This is a genomic window from Vibrio sp. 10N.247.311.12 (genome assembly GCF_041467515.1).
GTDB classification, from domain to species: Bacteria; Pseudomonadota; Gammaproteobacteria; order Enterobacterales; family Vibrionaceae; genus Vibrio; species Vibrio crassostreae_C.
In genome coordinates, this window is the sequence record NZ_JBFSUV010000017.1 from 21,310 (window position 1) to 43,494 (window position 22,185).

Here is a 22,185-nt window from a genome sequence, read left to right on the forward strand (position 1 = left end):
CCTGCCTAATTTTTTATGTGTTCTGCCATCATTGGCTGGATATTGCTCAATTGGAACAACGTTCGTAATTGTTCTGGCACGAAACTGAGCATTATATGACAGTTTTGATTTTTTGCATGCTCTAATAAGTGAATTAGCATCACCATTCCTGCTGAATCGACTCGATTTATATGGCTAAGGTCAATTTCAACGCTCGATTCCGTCGTTTGCCACTTTTCCAATATACGCCAGATTGCAGGGACACTGTCTCGGTCTAAATCACCGAACAGTTGATACTCTTTAGAGCTTAGTGCTTGCCATTGAGAATGGCTCATTATTTGTTACTCTCAAAACGAATCGGTTGTGCGGCTAATTTCTCTAGTTCGTCTGCAACTTGTAAGATGCCTTCTTGACGAATCTTAGTATTCCACTCCGATTGCTTGCTCGACAACAAGCTAATACCTTCGGCAACCATATCAAATGCTTTCCACTCGCCAGATTTCTTGTCTTTGCGAAGCTTAAATTCAAGCTTAATGTTTGGTCGTGGCGTATCGATGATGTCGACCTTGATACTGGTAATGCGGCTATCCGCTTTGATTTTTGGTTCTGGACCAAATTCAATCGTCTGATCTGTGTATTGAGTCAGCACTTGGGCATAAGAAGAAACAAGGTATTTACGGAATGAATCGATAAACACGCCCACGTCTTTTCTATCCGCGCCTTTCAAGTTTGGTCCAAGTAACTTAAGAGCTGCATATTGTGCATTCACATAAGGCATCAACTCTTCTTCCACGATGACCTTCAATAACTCTGGATCTTGGTGGATGTTGTCTTGTTCACTCTTCAAACGCTCAAATGCCACTTCGGCAACTTGAGTCATCATCTGGTAAGGCTGAGTACGGTCAATCGATTCTGCAGCAAAGGCTTGGGTAGAAATAAGCAACGCCATTGCCGCCATAAACATTGATTTCAAGTAACCAATAGCTTTTAAATAACTAATAGTTTTCAACATTATCTTATTCCTTAGCTTCGCTGTCATTAGAACCACCAACGCTATACAGCACTTGGCCAATCAAATCTTCTAGTACCAATGCTGACTTAGTGTCTTCAATTGAATCACCATCGACCAACATCTCTTCATCATCAAAAATGAAGCCTGGAACCAGACTAATGTACTGCTCACCAATTAAGCCAGATGTTAAAATTTGAGCACTAGAGGTATCTGGAAATTGTGAGTACTTCCCGTCAATAGACAGTTCAACGACAGGAAGGTAGCTCTCGGTATCAAGCTCAATGCTTTTAACTCGTCCAACAACGACGCCACCCACTTTCACTGGAGAACGAACTTTTAGGCTGCCAATGTTGTCAAAGGTCGCTTTTAGATTGTAAGTATGGTTCGAACCTATGCCTTTTACGTCAGCGACTTGAAAGATCATGATTAAGATTGCGCAAATTCCGGCAATAACAAAGGTGCCGACCCATAATTCTAATTTTCGAGTTTGTTGCATGATTAATTCCCAAACATCAATGCGGTAAGAACAAAATCTAGCCCTAGTACCGCTAGAGAAGAGTGCACTACAGTGCGTGTGGTTGCCTGACTGATACCTTCTGAAGTCGGTACTGCGTCATAACCATTGAAAAGTGCGATCCAAGTTACGGTGATAGCGAAGACCATACATTTGATCATGCTGTTACCAATATCTCGGCCAAGTTCTACTGAAGACTGCATCGCAGACCAGAAACTGCCGTGATCAATGCCTTTCCAATCAACACCAACCAGTTGACCGCCCCAAATACCTACCGCCATAAAAATCATAGCAAGCAATGGCATTGAGATAAGCCCGGCCCAAAGACGTGGTGCAATAATGCGTTTAAGAGGGTCAACGGCCATCATCTCAAGGCTTGAGATCTGCTCTGTTGCCTTCATTAACCCAATCTCTGCCGTGAGTGCTGAACCGGCTCGACCTGCAAATAATAACGCAGTCACCACAGGCCCCAACTCACGCAACAGTGAAAGCGCGACCATTTGACCAAGGTTTCCCTCAGCACCGTAGTCAATTAACACGACATAGCCCTGCAGGCTGAGCACCATGCCGATAAACAGACCCGAAACTAAAATAATAGCCAATGACTGAACGCCAACGCTATAAAGTTGTTTTACTAATAAGGGGAAGTTTTTTAGTCGCGGGATGCCAAACAAAGCCCCAAATAACATCAGGCTTGCTCGACCAAATGACTCACAGCTCGCAAGTGTACGCTTACCGACACCCGCAATAGTTTTAACAATCATATTAAAACAAATCCTTTTCTAAGCTCTTCGCAGGGAATCTAAATGGTACTGGACCATCGGCTTCGCCTTGCAAAAATTGCTGCACTCTCGGATCGTTATTGTTGTACAACTCATCAGGTGTTCCAGCGGCAATAATCTTGCTATCTGCCATGAGGTAAACCCAATCAGCAATACTCATCACCTCTGGCACATCGTGAGAAACAACAATCGAGGTTAAGCCCAAGGCTTGATTGAGATTTCGTATCAATTCAACCAATACGCCCATGGTGATGGGATCTTGGCCAACAAACGGCTCATCGTACATGATAAGTTCTGGATCCAGTGCGATTGCGCGCGCCAGTGCGGCACGCCTAGCCATTCCGCCAGACAACTCACTCGGCATCAATTGCGCAGCACCACGTAATCCTACCGCTTCAAGCTTAAGTAATACGATGGTACGAATGAATTTTTCATTAAGTTCAGTGTGCTCTCGCAGCGGAAACGCCACATTATCAAAGACATTGAGATCCGTAAAAAGCGCACCCGATTGGAATAGCATGCTCATTTTCTTACGTGCTTGATATAGCTTTCGACGTGATAATGCAGGGATATTGTCACCATCAAACCAAATTTCGCCTTCATCTGGCGGCAGTTGCCCACCAATCAAACGCAGTAAAGTCGTTTTGCCAATCCCAGACGGCCCCATGATGGCGGTTATCTTGCCTTGAGGCACCTCTAAACTGATGTCATCAAAGATAACGCGCTCACCACGTGAGAAGCTGAGGTTCTTAACTTTCACAAGCTCAGTGTTCAACATATTTTTGTTGTTTCCTTGCTTTAAAAAACGCCAATTATGGCTGCAATAATAATGAGTCTACTTTAGAATTAAAAGCACTGTTCAATTAATTCATATTAAACAGGAATCTATGCAGGGATTTGAAAGCATTAGGAAATTATCTATTGATCTCTCTTTCTTGCCTGCTAACTGGTAATTAATTTGCCGAGTGACTTCCCTTTTATCTAGCAACAGGTCAAAATTAGCGGTTAATTCTCCGTTTTTATTAATTTTTTAGGAATCATCATGCTTGAAGCGATTGCGTTTCTTATTATCGGTCTAGGTTTTTTGGTGTGGAGTGCAGATAAGCTGGTTTACGGTGCCGCTGCTCTTGCTCGCAACTTCGGTATTTCACCACTAGTTATCGGTATGACGATCTTAGCAATGGGGTCTTCGGCTCCTGAAATGATGGTTTCTGCGACAGCAGCCCTTGATGGCAAAACAGATACAGCTGTAGGCAACGTACTGGGCTCTAACATCGCCAACATCGCGCTGATTTTAGGTATTACAGTCCTTATCAAGCCGTTATCGATTAGCTCAGGCGTGATTCGTCGTGAACTACCATTAATGATCGGTGTCACTCTGCTAGCGGGCGCCCTATTGTGGGATAACCATTTAGGCTTCTATGAAGGCGTGTTGTTGTTTGTTCTTTTTGCCGCGTTTTTGTTTGCTATGTTGCAAATCAGCCGCAGCGAGAAAAAGAACGGCGATGCTTTCCTTGATGAGCAAGAATCAGAGATCCCTGAAGGCGTAAGTAACCCTAAGGCTGCAATGTGGGTCGTGATTGGTCTAATCGTCCTACCTTTAGCTGCTGATATGCTGGTAGATAACGCTGTGATCATCGCGAAGTTCTTCGGCATGAGCGACCTTGTCATTGGTTTAACCATCATTGCTGTTGGTACTAGCCTTCCTGAACTTGCAGCATCACTAGCCGGCGTTATGAAGGGTGAAGATGATATGGCTGTAGGTAATATCATTGGTTCAAACGTATTCAACATCCTTGCTGTTATGGGTATCCCGGGCATCCTAAACCCTTCGATCTTGAGCGAGTTCGCTATGGGTCGTGACTTCTGGGTAATGCTAGGCGTATCGCTACTACTTGTTGTGATGGCACTAGGAAAATCTCGTAGTGTGAATCGTATTGAAGGCGGCGTGTTAATTGTGACGTTCGTGGCCTACCAAAGTTACCTATTAATGAACATGTCGGCTTAATTGTTGATTTAACTTCCCGTACTTGGAGTATTTGATGTCTCAGCCATTTGATTACCGCAGCGTTGCAAAACAAGTTTTGGAAACCGAAGTTGCAGGTCTCACTCAATTAGACCAATATTTTAATGATGATTTTTGTAAAGCTTGCGACCTTATCCTGAACAACAAAGGCAAAGTCGTTGTGATGGGCATGGGTAAATCAGGCCACATTGGCAACAAAATCGCAGCAACATTGGCAAGTACCGGGACATCGGCTTTCTTTGTTCACCCAGGCGAAGCGGCGCATGGCGACTTAGGCATGATCGAACCTGGTGATATTGTAATTGCAATATCCAACTCCGGCGAATCGGGAGAAATCCTCAGCCTATTTCCTGTGTTAAAGCGTCTGAGCATCAAGATCATCAGCATGACAGGCAAGCCAGCATCAAACATGGCAACCCTGTCTGATATCCATTTACAAATTTCAGTACCGGAAGAAGCTTGTCCACTGGGCTTAGCACCAACAACAAGCACCACGGCGACCTTGGTCATGGGTGATGCATTAGCCGTTGCACTTTTGCAGGCTCGAGGCTTCACCGCTCAAGACTTTGCCCTGTCTCATCCTGGTGGCGCTTTAGGTCGTCAGCTGCTGTTGAAGCTCGACGACATCATGCACACAGGCGATTCACTTCCTGTTGTAGCACCCGACGCACTAGTAAGAGACGCTCTACTAGAGATATCTCAGAAAGGCTTAGGCATGACAGCAATCGTTGGTGAAGATGGCCAAATGGCCGGTATTTTTACCGATGGTGATTTACGCCGTATCTTAGACAAACGCGTTGATATCCATAACACGCAGATCGGTGATGTGATGACGCTAAACCCGACGGTAGCCGAGCCAAACATGCTCGCGGTTGAGGGCTTAAACTTGATGCAAGCGAAGAGCATCAATGGCCTGATGTTATGCCAAGAAGGTAAATTAGTCGGAGCGTTAAACATGCATGACTTACTGAAAGCAGGAGTAATGTAATGACACAGACAGTCGAAACTCTATACGGCACTGTTAATTCAGATGTATTTGCAATTGCAAAAGAGATCAAACTGCTGATTTGCGATGTCGATGGTGTCTTCTCTGATGGTCGCATCTACATGGGCAACAACGGTGAAGAGCTGAAAACCTTCCACACTCGTGACGGTTACGGTATCAAATCACTGATGAACGCAGGCATTGAAATCGCGATCATCACGGGTCGCAAATCTCAAATTGTTGAGAATCGTATGACCGCTCTAGGCATTAAGCTGATTTATCAAGGTCAAGACGATAAAGTTAAGGCATACCAAGATATTTGCGATAAGCTTTCTGTAAACCCTGAAAATACAGGTTACATCGGAGACGATCTGATTGACTGGCCTGTAATGGAAAAAGTTGGCTTGAAGGTCTGTGTGGCAGATGGGCACCCGCTACTTGCAAAGCGTGCAAACTACGTGACAACCATTAACGGTGGTCATGGCGCGGTACGTGAAGTCTGTGACCTTATTTTACAAGCAAGAAATGAACTCGACGTGCATAAAGGTTTAAGCATATGAGTTTTACTCGTATTATCTATTTAATACTCATATTTATTGCCTCTTGGTCGACCTATTACTTGTACGACAAAGAGCAAACATCAACGATACAAGTGGCTCCAAATTTGGAGCTGCCCGCGTTTAGTGGCAAAAGCCTGAACAACATTAGCTACGACGAAAGCGGTATTCGCAGCTATCAGGTTGAATCGACGTATTTAGAACACTACTCAGTAGTTGGCGATACGCACTTTCAAAACCCAGTTCTTTCGGTATTCCGTGAAGGGCACACGATTGAATGGCAAGTCACCGCTGATCGCGCGATTATGGATGAGAATCAAGTTGTCACGTTTTATGACAACGTCGTGGCAAAGAACCTGTTGCCAGAAGCCAGCTTCGATACAATGACCACAGATAAAATGGTTGTTGAGCTGCCTAGCCGAGATTTTTATTCAGAGACTCCGGTCCATATGATCGGTACATTTTTTGAAACTGAGGGACAAGCAATGAAAGGTAACTTCGGTACCAACAATGCAATCCTCTTTAATTCTGTTCAAGGTAGATATGAAACTCTTACACCTTAGTTTATTCGCTTTGACCCTTGCGGCACCTAATGTCTATGCTCTGTCTTCGGATAGTGAGCAACCTGTCTACATTGACTCAGACAGCCAGCAATTGGATATGAAAAGTAACCAAGTGACTTTCCTTGGTGATGTGAACCTTAAACAAGGCAGCATCAATATCAATGCCGATAAGGTTATTGTTACTCGTAACGCCGTAAACGGTGAGATTGAAGAAATTCAAGGCTTCGGTAAGCCAGCAACCTTCTCTCAGCTTACTGACGACGGTAAGACACTCTACGGTGAAGCTGACGACCTGCACTACCAGCTTGTTGCCGACCGACTGATCATGACTAAGAATGCGATGTTATCTCAAGATGGCAGCATCATTCGCGGTTCTAAGATCACTTACCAGATCGGTTCTCAGAAATTAGTCGCTGACAGTGGTGAAAACAAAAGAGTGTCAACGGTTTTACAACCAACGGAAGTGAATAAGTAACGATGGCTGTTCTTAAAGCAAAAAACCTAGCGAAAACCTACAGTAAACGTAAGGTTGTTACCGATGTAAGCTTACAGGTAGAGTCAGGCCAGATCGTCGGTCTGCTTGGGCCTAACGGTGCAGGTAAAACCACATCTTTCTATATGATTGTTGGTTTGGTGGCGCGTGATGAAGGTACCATCAGCATTGATGACCGAGACATCAGTATCTTACCAATGCACAGCCGCTCTCGTCTTGGTATCGGTTACCTGCCTCAAGAAGCATCGATTTTCCGTAAGTTGTCCGTAGAGAACAACATCATGGCGGTTTTACAAACCCGTGATGAAATGACCAACGAACAACGCCAAGATAAGCTGGAAGACCTGCTAGAAGAGTTCCACATCCAACATATCCGCACCAGCAATGGTATGGCTCTGTCGGGTGGTGAGCGTCGTCGTGTAGAGATTGCTCGTGCACTAGCAGCAAACCCGCAGTTCATTCTATTGGATGAACCATTCGCCGGTGTTGACCCGATCTCAGTAATCGATATCAAAAAAATCATTGTTCACCTGCGTGATCGCGGCTTGGGCGTTTTGATTACCGACCACAACGTTCGTGAAACATTAGACGTGTGTGAAAAAGCTTACATCGTAAGCCAAGGACACCTGATCGCTGAGGGTACTCCTGAAGATGTTCTCAATAACGAACAAGTTAAACAAGTTTATCTAGGCGAACAATTCCGTCTATGATTATATAGAGAGTATCGAGAGTTCTAAGAATAATAACTAGGTAAGTCACACTGAATGAAACCCTCATTACAACTTAAGCTAGGCCAACAGTTAGCAATGACTCCTCAATTGCAGCAAGCGATTCGTTTGTTGCAATTGTCTACTTTAGATTTGCAGCAAGAGATTCAAGAAGCACTTGAATCTAACCCACTACTCGATGTCGAAGAAGGCAATGAAGATACGCCAACATCGGAAGAAAAACCTAGCAGTGACGAAAAAGAAACTGTTGAAGCCACAGAGCAAGACTTACCTGATAGCTCAGACTTAATCGAAAAATCAGAGATTGGCAACGAACTAGAAATCGACACAACTTGGGAAGACGTCTACAGCGCGAACACCGGTAACACGGGTATTGCGATTGATGACGACATGCCGGTTTATCAAGGCGAAACCACTCAAAGCCTGCACGATTACCTACTTTGGCAACTCGACTTAACGCCATTCACTGACACCGACCGAAGCATCGCTTTTGCATTAATCGATGCCATCGACGACTACGGCTACCTCACTGTAACTTGTGAAGACATCCTTGAAAACTTCGACAATGAAGAGATCGAGCTTGATGAAATTGAAGCGGTACGTAAACGAATTCAGCAGTTTGATCCGCTAGGTGTCGGTTCAGTCAACCTGCAAGATTGCTTGTTACTGCAACTGGCAACCTTTCCCCAAGATACGCCTTGGCTTAACGAAGCTAAGTTAGTACTTACTAGCCATATCGACCAACTCGGCAATCGCGATTACAAACTGGTTATCAAAGAGACCAAGTTGAAAGAAGCAGAACTACGTGAAGTTTTGCAACTGATTCAACAGCTGGACCCTCGTCCTGGCAGTAAGATTACTCCGGATGAAACTGAGTATGTGGTTCCAGATGTATCTGTCTTCAAAGACCTTGGCAAATGGTTAGTGACCATTAACCCTGATAGCGTGCCTAAGTTGAAAGTGAATCAGCAGTACGCTGATCTGGGCAGTAAAGGCAACAGCGCCGACAATCAATACATCCGCTCAAATTTGCAAGAAGCAAAGTGGTTAATTAAAAGCCTAGAGAGCCGAAATGAGACGCTACTCAAAGTTGCGCGATGCATTGTTGAACATCAGCGTGATTTCTTCGAACATGGCGAAGAAGCGATGAAGCCAATGGTTCTTAATGATGTTGCGTTAGCTGTTGATATGCACGAATCCACGATCTCTCGTGTGACGACTCAAAAATTCATGCATACGCCACGTGGCATCTTCGAGCTCAAATACTTTTTCTCAAGCCATGTCAGCACTGACAATGGCGGTGAATGTTCATCTACAGCAATTCGCGCACTCATCAAGAAGCTTGTCGCAGCGGAAAATACCGCGAAGCCTCTAAGTGATAGTAAGATTGCTGCTTTACTGGCTGACCAAGGAATTCAGGTAGCTAGACGTACCATAGCGAAATACCGTGAGTCTCTGGGCATTGCCCCATCGAGTCAGCGTAAACGCCTGCTATAAGCTCATTTAGTCGCTAGTTACTTAGCAACTATGATCAGGCAACCAACTGAAAAGGAAAGTCTATGCAAATCAATATTCAAGGCCATCACGTTGATCTTACCGATTCAATGCAAGACTATGTTCACACCAAATTCGACAAACTTGAGCGCTTCTTTGATCATATCAATAGCGTTCAGGTTGTTTTAAAAGTTGAGAAAATCAATCAAATCGCAGAAGCTACCCTGCATATAAATCAGGGGGAAATCCATGCGACAGCAACAGATGAAAGCATGTATGCCGCGATTGATTCATTGGTTGATAAACTCGTCCGCCAACTCAACAAGCACAAAGAAAAGCTAAGTAGTCACTAACATGCAATTAAGCGAAGTACTTTCATTGGACTGCACCAAAAGTGCAGTCCAATGCACAAGCAAAAAAAGAGCCCTTGAGCTCATCAGCCAGATCGCAGCAGAAAGCTGCGGTCAAGATTCAACAGAGCTATTTGAGTGTATGTTGAGCCGTGAGAAGATGGGCAGTACCGGTATTGGTAATGGTATCGCGATTCCACATGCTCGTATGAATGTCAGTGATAAAGCGATAGCTGTATTACTGCAATGCCAAGATCCTATCGAATTTGATGCGATTGATAATCGTCCTGTCGACCTACTATTTGCCCTGCTTGTTCCTAGCGAACAATGCAAAGAGCATCTAAAAACCCTTTCTTGTATGGCAGAACGATTAAACGACAAGCAGACTCTTAAACAGCTGCGTAATGCTCAGAGCGATCAAGAGCTTTACGACATCATGATTCAAGTGCCAACTTGCGAGCAATAACATGCGATTAATCGTGGTTAGTGGCCAATCAGGGGCCGGTAAAAGTGTTGCGTTACGAGTCCTAGAAGACTTGGGGTATTACTGTGTCGATAATCTACCAGTAAACCTGCTCAACAACTTTGTCGAATCGGTACGCGAAAGCAACCAAAACGTTGCGGTAAGTATTGATATACGTAACCTACCGAAAGAGCCTCAGTTAGTCACCGACACGCTCGAGCAACTCGAGTCAGCTACAAACATCGATGTTGATGTATTGTTCCTCGATGCCAGCAAGCAGACACTCCTTAAGCGCTACAGCGAAACCCGCAGAATCCACCCTTTATCAATTGGCCAAGAAAAGCTCTCTCTTGAGCAGGCTATTGATTTAGAAAAGACACTTCTCAGTCCTCTAGCAGAGCAAGCCAGCATTGTGATTGATAGCAGTGACTGCAACCTCTACGAGTTGAGTGAAAAAGTGCGCTTTAAAGTCGAAGGCAAAGAGAAGCAAGAGCTGATCATCGTCTTTCAATCTTTCGGTTTTAAGTATGGCTTGCCAAGTGATGCCGACTACGTGTTTGATGTTCGCTTCTTACCAAACCCTCACTGGGAACCTGACTTACGACCAATGACAGGCCTTGATGCTCCGATTCACTCCTTCCTAGAGCAGCATCAAGAAGTGATTGAACTCAAACAACAGATTCAAGGCTTTATTGAGCAGTGGCTACCAATGTTAGAGAAAAACAATCGCAGTTACCTAACGGTAGCCATTGGTTGTACTGGTGGTAAGCACCGCTCGGTCTATCTAACCCAGAAGATTGGTGAGTACTTCGAACAACTTGGTCATCAAGTTCAAATCAGACATGCCTCTTTAGAGACGCACCAACAGGGCTAACCATGGAATTAACTCGAACTGTACTGATCCAAAACCGTTTGGGTCTTCACGCTAGAGCGGCCGTAAAGTTGGTTGAGCTTGCACAAAGCTTTGATGCCACTATCACAATTCATAGTGAAGAAGATAAAAGTGCCACCGCAGACAGCGTAATGGGACTATTGATGCTGGAGTCAGCCCAAGGCCAACACATCACGATTCAAGCTTCGGGTACTGATTCACAACAAGCACTTGATGCCGTTTGCCACCTTATCGAAGATAAATTTGATGAGGGTGAGTAGCTAAGACGCTTTACTCACAACACCGCAAACTCAAACGGTGAACCAACCTATATTAAATCTTAGCTCTACCTAAGTTTATGATTTAAATAAGCCCTAGAATTAAGTTACTATTCCAAGCATTGTAAGAATAATGAGATAGGAGGAAAATATGGCAGAGCAATTAGAATTCGACCAAGCTCACCAAACCCTCCAAGAAGTCAGCGAAGCCCTAGAAAACGGCCGATTTGTTCACGTACGCCGACAACTTCAGGACATGGAACCTGAGGATATTGCACACCTTTTAGAAGCCTCCCCTCGCAAAAGTCGTGACGTACTCTGGCAACTCACCGATCCTGAAGACTACGGTGAAATTCTTGATGAACTAAACGAAGACGTCAAAGATGCTCTTGTGTCAAAAATGGCACCTGAGACCTTGGCAGAAGCAACCGAAGGCATGGAAACCGATGACGTCGCGTACGTACTTCGAAGCCTACCCGACGATGTTTCTCGCGAAGTCCTTTCTCAAATGGACTCCGTCGATCGTGCATTAGTTGAAACTGCCCTGTCGTACCCTGAAGATTCAGCGGGTGCGATCATGAACACCGACGTAATCACGATTCGTGGTGATGTCGATATTGACGTTGTATTGCGCTACATGCGTATGCGTGGCGAACTGCCGGATGCAACTGATGCTCTGTATGTTATTGATGAAGAAGAACGTCTTATCGGTAACCTATCACTTACCACGCTAGTAACGACTCAACCTGATGTCCCTGTTTCAGAAGTGATGGATGATGCCGACGAAGCGATCGCGGTAGAAACCAGTGCGTCAGATATCGCGAGCCTGTTTGAACGTCGTAACTGGGTTTCTGCGCCTGTCATCGATAGTAACCAGCACCTTGTTGGTCGTATCACCATCGATGACGTGGTTGATGTTATCCGTGAAGATGCCGAACACTCAATGATGAGTATGGCGGGTATGGACGATGACGAAGATACCTTCGCACCGGTCGTAAAATCTGCTCGTCGTCGTAGTGTGTGGCTTGGTGCTAACGTACTCGCAGCACTGGCGGCAGCATCTGTATCAAACATGTTTGAAGCAACGCTCGATCAAATGGCAGCGATTGCGGTTCTGATGACTATCGTGCCTTCGATGGGGGGTGTTGCGGGTAACCAAACCGTTGCTCTGGTGATTCGTGGTTTGGCACTCGGTCATATCGGTGACAGTAACAAACGCGAACTGCTACTCAAAGAGGCAGCCATCGGCTTCCTAAACGGCGTTCTATGGGCCGTTATCATTGGTGGTATCGTGGTGGCTTGGAAAGGTAACTGGATACTGGGAGGCATCATCTCAGCGGCGATGATGACCAACTTGATTGTCGCAGGTATTGCTGGTGTAACTATCCCAGTGATGTTGAAGAAGATGAATATCGATCCAGCCCTTGCTGGCGGTATGGCACTGACCACAGTAACCGATGTTATTGGCCTATCGGTGTTCCTAGGCTTAGCGACCATACTGATCTAGTTAGCATAAGCAGTTAGCCAATTTTTGGCGAAATACAGAAAACAAAAAGGGAGCCACGGCTCCCTTTTTTAATTCATCAGATTCGCTTTAATTGAATTACTCACCCGCGACTTTCATCGACTCAAGCAGGATAGAACCCGTTTGAATTTGCGAACGTGTTTCTACGTCGTTACCCACAGCAACAATCTGAGTAAACATGTCTTTTAGGTTACCTGCGATTGTTACTTCTGATACTGGGTATTGGATCTCTCCGTTTTCAACCCAGAAACCTGCAGCGCCACGTGAATAATCACCCGTTACGGTGTTTACGCCTTGGCCCATCACTTCAGTGACTAGGAAGCCAGTACCCAACTCTTTTAGCATCTGCTCAAAGTTTTGACCGGTCGATTTAACGAACCAGTTATGAATACCACCAGCATGACCGGTTGGCGTCATATCCATCTTACGTGCGGCATAGCTCGTTAGTAGGTAAGTTGCTAGCACACCGTCAGTGATGATTTCACGATCTTGAGTGAACACACCTTCGCTATCGAATGGGCTTGAAGCCAAACCACGCAAGATATGTGGTCGCTCAGAAATGTTAAACCAGTCAGGTAGGATTTTCTGACCGAGATGATCCAATAGGAATGACGACTTGCGGTAAAGGTTACCGCCACTGATCGCCATAACAAGGTGACCAATCAAGCCAGTTGCCACATCATTAGCGAACATAATTGGGTACTGGCCTGTTGGTAGCTTTTTCGCATCCAAACGGCTAATGGTCTTTTCTGCAGCTTCCTGACCTACACGCTCAGGCGTCCACAGCTCGTCACGGTGACGTGCAACGGTGTAGCTGTAGTCACGCTCCATCTCACCGTTAGCGCCTTGTCCAATTACACAGCAGCTCGTGCTATGACGACTAGAAGCATAGCTTGCTAGTAAGCCATGGCTGTTACCATAAACCTTAACGCCATAGTGGCTGTCGTAGCTTGCGCCATCACTCTGTTTGATCTTATCGCTATAAGCTAACGCTTGCTTCTCAGCAGCAATCGCAATCTCAGCGGCATAGTCAGGGTTTGGTTCATCAGGGTGAAAAAGATCCAAATCTGGAATTTCTTTTACCATGTATTCTTTTGCCGCAGGACCGGCAAATGGGTCTTCAGAAGTGTACTGAGCGATATCAAGTGCGGCCGCGACGGTTTGAGCAATCGCCTTTTCACTCAGATCAGATGTAGATGCGCTGCCTTTTTTCTGGCCGCGATAAACAGTAATACCTAGCGCACCATCACTATTAAATTCAACGTTTTCCACTTCACACATACGTGTTGAAACACTTAAACCCGTTGACTTAGTAATAGCGACCTCAGCTGCGTCTGCACTCACTGATGCCATATCCAACGCTTTAGCTACTGCGGCTTCTAGCTCAACTCTTTGCTGGGCGACTTGCTGTTTTACATCCATATCTATTCTAATTTTTTAGGTCAATATTACGTAGGATAACAAGAATTTCGCTTTCTCCCCAAGATTCTTGCTAAAATAGGCAATATATTCGTTTGAGATAGTGACATAGGCAGAAAAGATGGCTCGCAAAAACCAAAAAGCCCCATGGGAACCAGAAGAAGAAATCATCTGGGTAAGTAAGACAGAAATGAAAACGGACATGGATGCCCTGCAAAAGCTGGGAGAAGAGCTTGTTGGTCTAAAGCCTTCTGTATTAGACAAATTTCCGCTGTCTGAAGATTTGGCACAAGCGATTAAAGATGCACAACGCTTTAAAAATGAAGCGAAGCGTCGTCAACTTCAATACATTGGTAAAGTAATGCGCAATGTCGATCCTGAGCCAATTCAAGCGGCTTTGGATAAAGTACGTAACAAGCACTCACAAGCAACAGCTGAACTACATAAGCTTGAGCAACTGCGTGATCGTGTTGTTGCTGAAGGTGATGCGGCTATTTCAGAAGTAATGGAAATGTACCCTGAAGCAGACCGTCAGCGTCTTCGTCAGCTAGCTCGCCAAGCTAACAAAGAGAAATCAGCGAACAAGCCTGCAAAGTCTTCTCGTGAGATCTTCCAAATCTTAAAAGAGCTAAAGCTAGAAGACTAATCGTTATCTCGCTTTACTCATAGAGTGAATAAAAGACCTAGCACATGCTAGGTCTTTTTGTTTTTGACGCACTCGATATCAAGAAGCACTCAATATCAATAAATACTCACAGGAGTGATGAGTCGTCACTCACCCGCTTTAACAAATGAGCTTAATTCTACCTGTGGATGATCCGCCGTCAGTGCCTCTATCGAGTCTTCAACCAACACCTTACCTAGCGCCACAAACACAAACTTATTCGCGATACTGCGTGCGTCACCTAAATGGTGAGTCACCATCAAGACCGTAATATTTCGCTCTGCCGCTAATCGCTTCACTAAGCTAAGCATCTCTTCACGCAGCAAAGGATCAAGCGCAGAGAAAGGTTCATCAAGCAGCCAAATATCATGAGGTTGGACAAAACAACGCGCTAACGCAACACGCTGGCGTTGACCGCCGGATAAGTGCTCAGGCAACCTATCCAAATACTCAGCGACGCCAACTTGCGCTGCGGCTTGCTCCACAGCTTGCTTTTGGGTTGCAGTAAGCTTTAAACCTGGATGCAGACCTAAACCAATATTTTCTCGCACCGTAAGGTGAGCAAACAGGTTGTGCTCTTGAAACAACATCGCCAACGGACGCTGATGTGCTTCTTTACCAATAAGCGACTGCCCAGCCACTGATATCTCACCCGATGTAGGCTCGATGAAACCAGCAACTAGCGCCAACAGTGTAGACTTACCCGCACCACTCGGCCCCATAAGCGCAACAATATCGCCCTGCTCAGCTTGAAAATCAAAGCTAAACAACTCTCTGTGATAGTGGTAATCCACATCTTTCATCACTAACATCATCGGTTCCTTAATTCTTTAGCATCGAGCTTAGATCTTCGAGTAAATAAGAATTCTATTAAGCTAAAGCTGCCGACACTCAATAACAGTAAGCTCACAGAAACTACCGCCGCCGCTTCCATTTGATAGCTGCCTAACAATTGGAATAGGTACAAAGGCAGAGTTCTAAAATCTTGGCTACCAAACAAGGCAATCGCGCTTAAATCACCCATCGCCAACATAAAGCTGATCGAGAAGGCTTGCGCCATCGGCTTACGCAATGCTCGCCACTCCACTAACCTAAAACGCGTGAAACCTGTCATACCCAAGCTTGCACACACATACTGGTACTGCTGAGACAAATGCAGCATAGGTTGAGCTAGGGTTTTAATTACGTAAGGCAGCGCCATTAAGCTGTTGACGGCAATCACGATAAAGAAAGCTAAACTGAATACATCGGTGAATGAACGCAGTAATAAGAAGATACCCGTACTGATCACCAGCCCCGGAGTCACCAAGATAATAGCGCCAATCAGCTCGATTTTATCGGCTCGAAAATTCTTGTTCTGTAAACGCCATGCTCGGCTAGTCAGTAGTATGGCGATACCAATACCAACTGCGATAACACTTGCTAATGACGCAACTTTAACCGAGGTCATTAACGCCGCCCAAAACGGCTCGCTGCTGAGTACGGTTAATGCCTGCGAGTTAATTCCATTGACGATAACCATAGCTAATGGCGGCAATACCAGCATTGAGACTATGATGATCCAAAAGCTATCCCAAGCTTTTGACCACCAGCTGTCCTTAACCAAATATTTCTCTTCCGACAGCTGACTGGCCGTCACTGAAATAGGCTTCGATAGGCGTTGAATGCTCACCGCTAGCACACCACACAGCAGCATTTGCCATATCGCGAGCAAGGCACCAGCTTGAAGGTCAAAGTCGAATTTAATCGCCTGATAAATAGCGAGCTCGATAGTGGTTGATTTAGGTCCACCGCCTAGCGCCATCACGGTAGCAAAGCTGGTAAAACACAACATGAAGACTAAGCCACACACATGTGGTAATTGCTGTCTTAAGCGAGGCCATTCAACCCATCTGAATTTGTTCCAATGACTCATACCCAAGTGAGCACAAAGCTTGTGTTGCTCGGCAGGCACGGTATCTAACGCTTGCAGAAGTAAGCGACTGGCATAAGGCAAGTTGAAGAAAACGTGCGCCAGCAAAATACCATTCAATCCGTATATGGAAAATGGCAATTCAATATCGAAGTTCGCCAAAAACTTAGCTAACCAACCACTATTGCCATAGATCGCAAGTAAGCCAAATACACCCACTAACACTGGCAGGACTAAGGTCGACGCGAACAGCCTTAACAACAAAGCGCGTCCAAAAAATTGTCTACGACACAGCGCATGAGCAATAGGTATAGCAAAGCCAACACTCAGCACCGTTGAGAGTGTCGCCTGATAAAAACTGAATTTCGTTACATGCCAATAGTAGGGATCGGACCATACTTGGCTGATATCAAGAGAAGGGGCATTGCTAAGCAATGCCCCAACTGCTGAAACCACGAAGGCGGTAATGAGTATCGCTACCCAAATCCCAACCTTAGGTGTTTTCTTTATCATAGATTGATTTTTTACCGTAAATGGTTCGCTCAGTTAACATCGAACAAACCTTTAAATACAGAAAGTTAGAAAGCTAATTTTTTAAAAGCAAATTAAAAAGTAAGTGCACTCTGCCATTCACGAATCCATGGCTTACGCTTAGCTGCAATTTCTTCGGGCGTAAAGCTTAGCGCTTTCTGAGGAACCGTAAGTTGCTCGAACCCTTTTGGAAGCTCAATATCGGTCACTGGGTACATCCAGTTGCCTGTTGGCATCGCCGATTGGAATTCATCACTTAGGATAAACGCCATAAACTCATCAGCAAGCTTTTCGTTCTTGCTGCCTTTAACCTTAGCGGCCACTTCCACTTGAGTGTAATGCCCTTCTTCGAAGCTTGCTGCTGCATACTTAGAATCGCTCTCTGCAATAATGTGGTAAGCCGGAGACGTTGTATAAGACAACACTAAATCCGACTCGCCTTCTAGGAACATAGAGTAAGCTTCAGACCAGCCTTTGGTTACAGTCACTGTTTTCTGAGCAAGCTTCTTCCATGCTGCTGTCGCTTCATCACCGTATACTGATTTCATCCAAAGCATCATGCCTTGGCCTGGTGTTGATGTACGTGGATCTTGGTAGATGACCTTAAGATCATCACGCTGCTCAACCAGTTCTTTCAAGCTCTTCGGCGGGTTTTCCAGTTTCTCTTTATTGTAAACAAAAGCAAAGTAGCCAAAGTCATAGGGTACAAAAGTGCTGTCGTTCCAACCATTAGGAAGCGTTACCGATGACGTATCAACATTATGCTCAGCCAATAAGCCCGTCGCTTTCGCTTCAGCCATCAGGTTGTTGTCGAGACCTAGCAAGATATCGGCTTTGCTGTTGCCGCCCTCAAGACGTAAACGGTTCAGAATAGACACGCCATCTTCTAGAGCGACAAAATTCACATCACAACCACACTTCTCTTCGAATGCTTTTTCAACGGCAGGACGAGGGCCCCAATCCGCAGCAAAAGAGTCATAGGTGTATATAGTCAAAGTGTTGTCTGCAGCAAAGGCAGAAAAAGAAATAGCTGTAGTAACAGCAAGGGTAGTTAATGTGAATTTCACTGGACGCTCTCCATGGTCTGAGCGGCACAGGTTTGAGGGAGGAGAACGGTAGAGGTTGTTCCTAACTCAATTCCTACGCCAGCATTATCTGGTTCAGGTTTACGGGTCCCAAGCACCTGCTTGATCTCAGCTCGCATTCATTATTTGAATGGTTCGCTCCCCGATGAGTGTTCAGAATTGTAATTTGATTTTTAACAATAAGCTATCAAGTTTGGATCAATTACGTTGATCGTAACCCCAACGTGGCACTAAACCTTGTTCGATACCAAGGTGATCTAGAATACGCGCCACCATAAAGTCGACCAGATCTTCAATTGACTTGGGTTGATGATAAAAACCCGGAGCTGCAGGCATGATCGTTACGCCCATGGTCGAAAGTTTGTGCATGTTCTCGAGATGAAGCGTCGAAAATGGCGTCTCGCGAACCACCAACAACAATTGGCCTCGCTCTTTCATGACTACGTCTGCTGCTCGCTCAATCAGGTTATCTGATAGACCATGAGCAATCGAAGCCAAGCTTCCCGCTGAACATGGACAAACGACCATCTGTTTAGGTGCTGCTGAACCAGAGGCAACCGGCGAGAACCAATCATCTTTGCCACACACCACCAGCTTTTCAGGGTCGCAGCCAAGATGTTTAACCAAAGCTTGTTTCGCCGCATCTGGCCCAGCAGGTAACTTAAGTTCATGCTCGGTCGCCAATACCACTCGCGCTGCCGATGAAATCAGCAAGTAGACCTGATAATCGGCTGCCAAAAGGCATTCAAGTAAACGCAGGCCATAAGGCGCACCGGATGCGCCAGTGAAAGCAAGGGTTATCGCTTTATCGTGTTTTGTCATGTTCTCAATTACTTCAAATTATAAGGTCGTGGATGCCGTTAGCCTTTGAGTGCCAATCCATCCAACAGTTTTTGATGAATGCCACCAAAGCCACCATTACTCATTACCAAAATTTGGTCGCCAGCTTGTGCCTCTGAGACAATTTTAGCAACGAATGCATCCATGTCATCACTCACGTGTGCCGGTTGGTGACAAGCGTCTGCAACATCTTGAACTGACCAATCAATGTTATCCGGTTGGAATAAGTAGGTAGAATCCGCTTGTTTAAGCGAATCAGCCAAGGTTTCTTTATGCACACCACGTTTCATGGTGGCGGAACGAGGCTCTAAAACGGCAATGATTTTTTTCGAGTCGACCTTATTACGTAAGCCGCCGAGCGTAAGTTCAATCGCCGTTGGGTGATGAGCAAAATCATCATAAACAGACACACCTGCCACCTCGCCTTTAAACTCCAAACGGCGCTTAGTATTAATAAAGGTAGCTAGTGATTCACAAGCAAGGTCAGGTGTCACGCCCACATGACGTGCAGCTGCAATCGCCATCAAAGCATTATTTACGTTGTGGTCGCCCACTAAATCCCAATTTACGGTTCCAACACATTCATTTTGGAAGTAAACCTCAAATTGAGAGCCATCTTTGACCAGTTTCTTGGCATCCCAGTCGCCTTGCTCGCCACTCGATTCAGTTTCACTCCAGCAACCGCGAGCTAGAACATCTTCAATAGCGCTGTCTTGCTTAGGTGAGAAAATGCGACCATTGCTTGGCACAGTACGCACCAAATGATGAAATTGTCGCTTAATCGCTTCAAGATCGTCAAAGATGTCCGCATGATCAAACTCTAGGTTATTCATCACTAAGGTTCTTGGGTGGTAATGAACGAACTTAGATCGTTTATCGAAAAAAGCACTGTCGTATTCGTCGGCTTCTACCACGAAGAACATGCTTTCACCAAGGCGAGCAGAGATACCAAAGTTACCCAACACTCCGCCAACTAAGAAGCCCGGTGCATAGCCACAGTCTTCCAAGATCCAAGCCAACATGCTTGATGTCGTGGTCTTACCGTGCGTTCCCGATACCGCTAACACCCAACGGTCATGCAGTAAGAACTCTTGCAACCACTGAGGACCAGAGGTGTATCTAAGGTTGTTATCCAACACATACTCAACACACGGATTACCGCGGCTCATTGCGTTACCGATAACCACGAGATCTGGCCTTGGTTCTAATTGGCTAGGGTCGAACCCTTCAATAATTTCAATCCCTTGTGATTCCAACAAGGTGCTCATTGGTGGGTAAACATTCGCGTCACTACCCGTAACCTTGTGACCTAATTGACGAGCCAATACCGCAGCACCACCCATGAAGGTGCCACAAATTCCTAAGATATGAATATGCATAAATTGCTTCCAAACGCTTGGCTAAATAAACAGTGCCTAATTAAAACGGCTTGCACTCATTATCATTAAATGGCGATTAAAAGCGAGCAGCAATGCAAAACAAATTGAGTCGACATAGTAAGTGAGATCTGTGTCGCTTAGTTCATTACCATTAAAAAGATCTAACCTTTAGAATTTAGGTAAGCGTCTAGATGAATAAAGCCCACTCAAGAGGCCGAATCTACAGTGCTCAAATCCCCCCTAATATTGAGAGAAGTTTAAGGAAATAACATGTCTGAGATGCGCACCCTTGGTGAGTTCATTGTTGAGAAACAGAGTGACTTCCCCCATGCAAGCGGTGATCTATCATCCCTTTTGTCGTCTATTCGACTTGCTGCAAAAATTGTTAACCGTGAGATCAACAAGGCTGGCCTAGTCGACATCACTGGCGCTGTTGGTACAGACAACGTGCAAGGTGAAGAGCAGCAAAAGCTAGACCTTTACGCGAACGACAAATTTAAAGCGGCTCTAGAAGCCCGTGACCAAGTTTGTGGTGTTGCAAGTGAAGAAGAAGACGAAGCTGTCGCCTTCAATAAAGAGCTCAACAAAAACGCAAAATACGTTGTACTGATGGATCCACTAGATGGCTCATCAAACATCGATGTAAATGTATCGGTTGGTACAATTTTCTCTATCTACCGTCGAGTATCACCGATCGGTACACCACCAACACAAGAAGATTTCTTACAGCCAGGACACAAGCAAGTAGCCGCGGGTTACGTGATTTACGGTTCTTCAACCATGCTTGTATACACAACAGGTGCTGGCGTAAATGGCTTCACCTACGACCCATCACTGGGTACCTTCTGCCTATCTCATGAAAACATGATGATTCCAGACGAAGGTAAGATTTACTCAATCAACGAAGGTAATTACATCCGCTTCCCTACGGGTGTTAAGAAGTACATCAAGTACTGCCAAGAAAATGAGCCAAGCGACAACCGCCCTTACACATCACGTTACATCGGTTCTCTAGTATCAGATTTCCACCGTAACCTTTTGAAAGGCGGCATCTACTTGTACCCAAGCACGCAAAGTCACCCTCAAGGTAAACTGCGTCTGCTTTACGAGTGCAACCCTATTGCTTTCCTTATGGAGCAAGCTGGCGGTATTGCATCAGACGGTGCACAGCGTATCATGGATATCAAACCAACTGAGCTACACCAACGTGTGCCTTTCTTCGTTGGTTCAACAAAAATGGTACGTAAAGTAGAAGAGTTTCTTGAGCTGAACCCTGAGTAACCCTCTCATTTCATTCTCAAACTAACGCTATTAAAAAGCCAGCACCTCAGTGCTGGCTTTTTGTTGTCTCGTAAGGTGATTAACTAGTTAGGAATCATTGTTCCGCTGACACCAGTTACCCGAAAGTATTTCTTTATTAGCTGTTAGATCGAGCTGATACAAATATACCCATGCTAATCCAAATATAGTCTCTATTTGCTCGCGACGATACTCAACAGGAACATCTTCTAGCCGATCGAGCGACTCTAAAATTTCGTCGTTAATGATATAGACCTCACCAGCGACACTTTTCTTTCCCAAAATCATCGCCGGATAGGCACCTAAATCAAAAAGTGCGTATTCCTTAGGTGTATCAAACTGCCCTAATAAATCGCAGCCCTGCAAATAATGGTGATTGGACTGACCTTGCCTCAAGGTTCCATAGACAAAAACAAGATGCTGCATATGCCCTCCC

26 protein-coding genes and 1 riboswitch are annotated in these 22,185 nt (G+C 45.2%); of the genes, 14 read left to right on the forward strand and 12 right to left on the reverse strand.

Translation table 11 applies throughout. From position 1 onward, the window contains the following. Positions 1–5: 5 nt before the first annotated feature. From AB6E30_RS09385 to mlaF, 5 genes are read right to left on the reverse strand one after another with little or no spacing between them, the layout of a single operon-like run. The gene (locus AB6E30_RS09385; RefSeq protein ID WP_017058923.1) at positions 6–314 is read right to left on the reverse strand and encodes a lipid asymmetry maintenance protein MlaB; all 309 of its coding nucleotides are present in this window, start codon (positions 312–314) and stop codon (positions 6–8) included. Beyond that, positions 314–943 (reverse strand): phospholipid-binding protein MlaC, encoded by a 630-nt coding sequence (locus AB6E30_RS09390; RefSeq protein ID WP_120459707.1) that lies wholly within the window; start codon positions 941–943, stop codon positions 314–316. The genes AB6E30_RS09385 and AB6E30_RS09390 overlap by 1 nt, the downstream gene beginning before the upstream one ends. Positions 944–995: 52 nt before the next feature. Beyond that, positions 996–1,487: an outer membrane lipid asymmetry maintenance protein MlaD gene (gene mlaD, locus AB6E30_RS09395; RefSeq protein ID WP_017058921.1), complete on the reverse strand. Its 492-nt coding sequence runs from the start codon at positions 1,485–1,487 to the stop codon at positions 996–998. A gap of 2 nt (positions 1,488–1,489) precedes the next feature. Beyond that, complete coding sequence (gene mlaE / locus AB6E30_RS09400; RefSeq protein ID WP_017058920.1) at positions 1,490–2,269, reverse strand: lipid asymmetry maintenance ABC transporter permease subunit MlaE; 780 nt, start codon at positions 2,267–2,269, stop codon at positions 1,490–1,492. Position 2,270: 1 nt separating this feature from the next. After that, entirely contained in the window at positions 2,271–3,065 is a 795-nt protein-coding gene (gene mlaF / locus AB6E30_RS09405; RefSeq protein ID WP_102320271.1) for a phospholipid ABC transporter ATP-binding protein MlaF, read from the reverse strand. Between the two features lie 264 nt (positions 3,066–3,329). Here mlaF and AB6E30_RS09410 point away from each other — a divergent pair, with 264 nt between their 5' ends. From AB6E30_RS09410 to mgtE, 12 genes are all read left to right on the forward strand, one after another. Beyond that, positions 3,330–4,295 carry a calcium/sodium antiporter gene (locus AB6E30_RS09410; protein ID WP_372103370.1) on the forward strand — a complete coding sequence of 322 codons (966 nt, stop codon included), beginning with the start codon at positions 3,330–3,332 and terminating at the stop codon, positions 4,293–4,295. A 34-nt stretch (positions 4,296–4,329) separates the two neighbouring features. Next, positions 4,330–5,301 (forward strand): arabinose-5-phosphate isomerase KdsD, encoded by a 972-nt coding sequence (gene kdsD / locus AB6E30_RS09415; RefSeq protein ID WP_017058917.1) that lies wholly within the window; start codon positions 4,330–4,332, stop codon positions 5,299–5,301. After that, positions 5,301–5,858 (forward strand): 3-deoxy-manno-octulosonate-8-phosphatase KdsC, encoded by a 558-nt coding sequence (kdsC, locus tag AB6E30_RS09420; protein ID WP_017058916.1) that lies wholly within the window; start codon positions 5,301–5,303, stop codon positions 5,856–5,858. The genes kdsD and kdsC overlap by 1 nt, the downstream gene beginning before the upstream one ends. Beyond that, entirely contained in the window at positions 5,855–6,418 is a 564-nt protein-coding gene (lptC, locus tag AB6E30_RS09425; RefSeq protein WP_017058915.1) for an LPS export ABC transporter periplasmic protein LptC, read from the forward strand. Before kdsC ends, lptC begins: the two co-directional genes overlap by 4 nt. Then, entirely contained in the window at positions 6,399–6,893 is a 495-nt protein-coding gene (gene lptA, locus AB6E30_RS09430; RefSeq protein ID WP_017058914.1) for a lipopolysaccharide transport periplasmic protein LptA, read from the forward strand. Before lptC ends, lptA begins: the two co-directional genes overlap by 20 nt. A gap of 2 nt (positions 6,894–6,895) precedes the next feature. Continuing rightward, positions 6,896–7,621: an LPS export ABC transporter ATP-binding protein gene (lptB, locus tag AB6E30_RS09435; RefSeq protein ID WP_004735304.1), complete on the forward strand. Its 726-nt coding sequence runs from the start codon at positions 6,896–6,898 to the stop codon at positions 7,619–7,621. A 54-nt stretch (positions 7,622–7,675) separates the two neighbouring features. Continuing rightward, entirely contained in the window at positions 7,676–9,136 is a 1,461-nt protein-coding gene (locus tag AB6E30_RS09440; protein WP_017058913.1) for an RNA polymerase factor sigma-54, read from the forward strand. Positions 9,137–9,198: 62 nt separating this feature from the next. Then, a complete protein-coding gene (gene hpf / locus AB6E30_RS09445) occupies positions 9,199–9,486 on the forward strand; it encodes a ribosome hibernation promoting factor (RefSeq protein ID WP_009847742.1) in 288 nt (95 codons plus the stop codon). Position 9,487: 1 nt separating this feature from the next. After that, on the forward strand, positions 9,488–9,949 hold the full coding sequence (gene ptsN / locus AB6E30_RS09450; protein WP_004738707.1) for a PTS IIA-like nitrogen regulatory protein PtsN: 462 nt from the start codon (positions 9,488–9,490) through the stop codon (positions 9,947–9,949). Position 9,950: 1 nt separating this feature from the next. Then, positions 9,951–10,820 (forward strand): RNase adapter RapZ, encoded by an 870-nt coding sequence (gene rapZ / locus AB6E30_RS09455; RefSeq protein WP_372103373.1) that lies wholly within the window; start codon positions 9,951–9,953, stop codon positions 10,818–10,820. Between the two features lie 2 nt (positions 10,821–10,822). Continuing rightward, positions 10,823–11,098 (forward strand): HPr family phosphocarrier protein, encoded by a 276-nt coding sequence (locus tag AB6E30_RS09460; protein WP_008220439.1) that lies wholly within the window; start codon positions 10,823–10,825, stop codon positions 11,096–11,098. A 148-nt stretch (positions 11,099–11,246) separates the two neighbouring features. Further along, the gene (gene mgtE / locus AB6E30_RS09465) at positions 11,247–12,602 is read left to right on the forward strand and encodes a magnesium transporter (RefSeq protein WP_102394282.1); all 1,356 of its coding nucleotides are present in this window, start codon (positions 11,247–11,249) and stop codon (positions 12,600–12,602) included. Between the two features lie 96 nt (positions 12,603–12,698). Here the strand turns inward: mgtE and pmbA are convergent, their stop codons facing one another. Then, positions 12,699–14,042, reverse strand: a complete 1,344-nt coding sequence (gene pmbA / locus AB6E30_RS09470; protein ID WP_017058910.1) for a metalloprotease PmbA — start codon at positions 14,040–14,042, stop codon at positions 12,699–12,701. 118 nt (positions 14,043–14,160) lie between these two features. Between pmbA and yjgA the strand changes: the two genes are divergently transcribed. Then, entirely contained in the window at positions 14,161–14,685 is a 525-nt protein-coding gene (yjgA, locus tag AB6E30_RS09475; RefSeq protein ID WP_017058909.1) for a ribosome biogenesis factor YjgA, read from the forward strand. Positions 14,686–14,810: 125 nt separating this feature from the next. Here yjgA and thiQ read toward each other — a convergent pair whose 3' ends face one another. From thiQ to mpl, 5 genes are all read right to left on the reverse strand, one after another. After that, the gene (thiQ, locus tag AB6E30_RS09480; RefSeq protein ID WP_372103375.1) at positions 14,811–15,515 is read right to left on the reverse strand and encodes a thiamine ABC transporter ATP-binding protein; all 705 of its coding nucleotides are present in this window, start codon (positions 15,513–15,515) and stop codon (positions 14,811–14,813) included. Further along, complete coding sequence (gene thiP / locus AB6E30_RS09485; protein WP_017071294.1) at positions 15,515–17,128, reverse strand: thiamine/thiamine pyrophosphate ABC transporter permease ThiP; 1,614 nt, start codon at positions 17,126–17,128, stop codon at positions 15,515–15,517. Before thiP ends, thiQ begins: the two co-directional genes overlap by 1 nt. 92 nt (positions 17,129–17,220) lie before the next feature. Further along, positions 17,221–18,213 (reverse strand): thiamine ABC transporter substrate binding subunit, encoded by a 993-nt coding sequence (gene thiB, locus AB6E30_RS09490; RefSeq protein ID WP_102320274.1) that lies wholly within the window; start codon positions 18,211–18,213, stop codon positions 17,221–17,223. Positions 18,214–18,266: 53 nt separating this feature from the next. After that, positions 18,267–18,386: riboswitch (TPP riboswitch) on the reverse strand. Positions 18,387–18,429: 43 nt separating this feature from the next. After that, entirely contained in the window at positions 18,430–19,053 is a 624-nt protein-coding gene (locus AB6E30_RS09495; protein WP_016787846.1) for a flavin prenyltransferase UbiX, read from the reverse strand. A 38-nt stretch (positions 19,054–19,091) separates the two neighbouring features. After that, the gene (mpl, locus tag AB6E30_RS09500) at positions 19,092–20,450 is read right to left on the reverse strand and encodes a UDP-N-acetylmuramate:L-alanyl-gamma-D-glutamyl-meso-diaminopimelate ligase (RefSeq protein WP_017071296.1); all 1,359 of its coding nucleotides are present in this window, start codon (positions 20,448–20,450) and stop codon (positions 19,092–19,094) included. A 270-nt stretch (positions 20,451–20,720) separates the two neighbouring features. Here mpl and fbp point away from each other — a divergent pair, with 270 nt between their 5' ends. Continuing rightward, the gene (gene fbp, locus AB6E30_RS09505) at positions 20,721–21,731 is read left to right on the forward strand and encodes a class 1 fructose-bisphosphatase (RefSeq protein WP_017063728.1); all 1,011 of its coding nucleotides are present in this window, start codon (positions 20,721–20,723) and stop codon (positions 21,729–21,731) included. Between the two features lie 87 nt (positions 21,732–21,818). Here fbp and AB6E30_RS09510 read toward each other — a convergent pair whose 3' ends face one another. Next, complete coding sequence (locus AB6E30_RS09510) at positions 21,819–22,175, reverse strand: gamma-glutamylcyclotransferase (RefSeq protein ID WP_017069403.1); 357 nt, start codon at positions 22,173–22,175, stop codon at positions 21,819–21,821. Between the last annotated feature and the right edge of the window lie 10 nt (positions 22,176–22,185).

Coding starts and splice junctions, on each gene's coding strand:
- AB6E30_RS09385 (WP_017058923.1), bottom strand. CDS start 314: ATGAGCCATTCTCAATGGCAAGCACTAAGCTCTAAAGAGTATCAACTG.
- AB6E30_RS09390 (WP_120459707.1), bottom strand. CDS start 943: ATGTTTATGGCGGCAATGGCGTTGCTTATTTCTACCCAAGCCTTTGCT.
- mlaD (WP_017058921.1), bottom strand. CDS start 1,487: ATGCAACAAACTCGAAAATTAGAATTATGGGTCGGCACCTTTGTTATT.
- mlaE (WP_017058920.1), bottom strand. CDS start 2,269: ATGATTGTTAAAACTATTGCGGGTGTCGGTAAGCGTACACTTGCGAGC.
- mlaF (WP_102320271.1), bottom strand. CDS start 3,065: ATGTTGAACACTGAGCTTGTGAAAGTTAAGAACCTCAGCTTCTCACGT.
- AB6E30_RS09410 (WP_372103370.1), top strand. CDS start 3,330: ATGCTTGAAGCGATTGCGTTTCTTATTATCGGTCTAGGTTTTTTGGTG.
- kdsD (WP_017058917.1), top strand. CDS start 4,330: ATGTCTCAGCCATTTGATTACCGCAGCGTTGCAAAACAAGTTTTGGAA.
- kdsC (WP_017058916.1), top strand. CDS start 5,301: ATGACACAGACAGTCGAAACTCTATACGGCACTGTTAATTCAGATGTA.
- lptC (WP_017058915.1), top strand. CDS start 5,855: ATGAGTTTTACTCGTATTATCTATTTAATACTCATATTTATTGCCTCT.
- lptA (WP_017058914.1), top strand. CDS start 6,399: ATGAAACTCTTACACCTTAGTTTATTCGCTTTGACCCTTGCGGCACCT.
- lptB (WP_004735304.1), top strand. CDS start 6,896: ATGGCTGTTCTTAAAGCAAAAAACCTAGCGAAAACCTACAGTAAACGT.
- AB6E30_RS09440 (WP_017058913.1), top strand. CDS start 7,676: ATGAAACCCTCATTACAACTTAAGCTAGGCCAACAGTTAGCAATGACT.
- hpf (WP_009847742.1), top strand. CDS start 9,199: ATGCAAATCAATATTCAAGGCCATCACGTTGATCTTACCGATTCAATG.
- ptsN (WP_004738707.1), top strand. CDS start 9,488: ATGCAATTAAGCGAAGTACTTTCATTGGACTGCACCAAAAGTGCAGTC.
- rapZ (WP_372103373.1), top strand. CDS start 9,951: ATGCGATTAATCGTGGTTAGTGGCCAATCAGGGGCCGGTAAAAGTGTT.
- AB6E30_RS09460 (WP_008220439.1), top strand. CDS start 10,823: ATGGAATTAACTCGAACTGTACTGATCCAAAACCGTTTGGGTCTTCAC.
- mgtE (WP_102394282.1), top strand. CDS start 11,247: ATGGCAGAGCAATTAGAATTCGACCAAGCTCACCAAACCCTCCAAGAA.
- pmbA (WP_017058910.1), bottom strand. CDS start 14,042: ATGGATGTAAAACAGCAAGTCGCCCAGCAAAGAGTTGAGCTAGAAGCC.
- yjgA (WP_017058909.1), top strand. CDS start 14,161: ATGGCTCGCAAAAACCAAAAAGCCCCATGGGAACCAGAAGAAGAAATC.
- thiQ (WP_372103375.1), bottom strand. CDS start 15,515: ATGTTAGTGATGAAAGATGTGGATTACCACTATCACAGAGAGTTGTTT.
- thiP (WP_017071294.1), bottom strand. CDS start 17,128: ATGATAAAGAAAACACCTAAGGTTGGGATTTGGGTAGCGATACTCATT.
- AB6E30_RS09495 (WP_016787846.1), bottom strand. CDS start 19,053: ATGACAAAACACGATAAAGCGATAACCCTTGCTTTCACTGGCGCATCC.
- mpl (WP_017071296.1), bottom strand. CDS start 20,450: ATGCATATTCATATCTTAGGAATTTGTGGCACCTTCATGGGTGGTGCT.
- fbp (WP_017063728.1), top strand. CDS start 20,721: ATGTCTGAGATGCGCACCCTTGGTGAGTTCATTGTTGAGAAACAGAGT.
- AB6E30_RS09510 (WP_017069403.1), bottom strand. CDS start 22,175: ATGCAGCATCTTGTTTTTGTCTATGGAACCTTGAGGCAAGGTCAGTCC.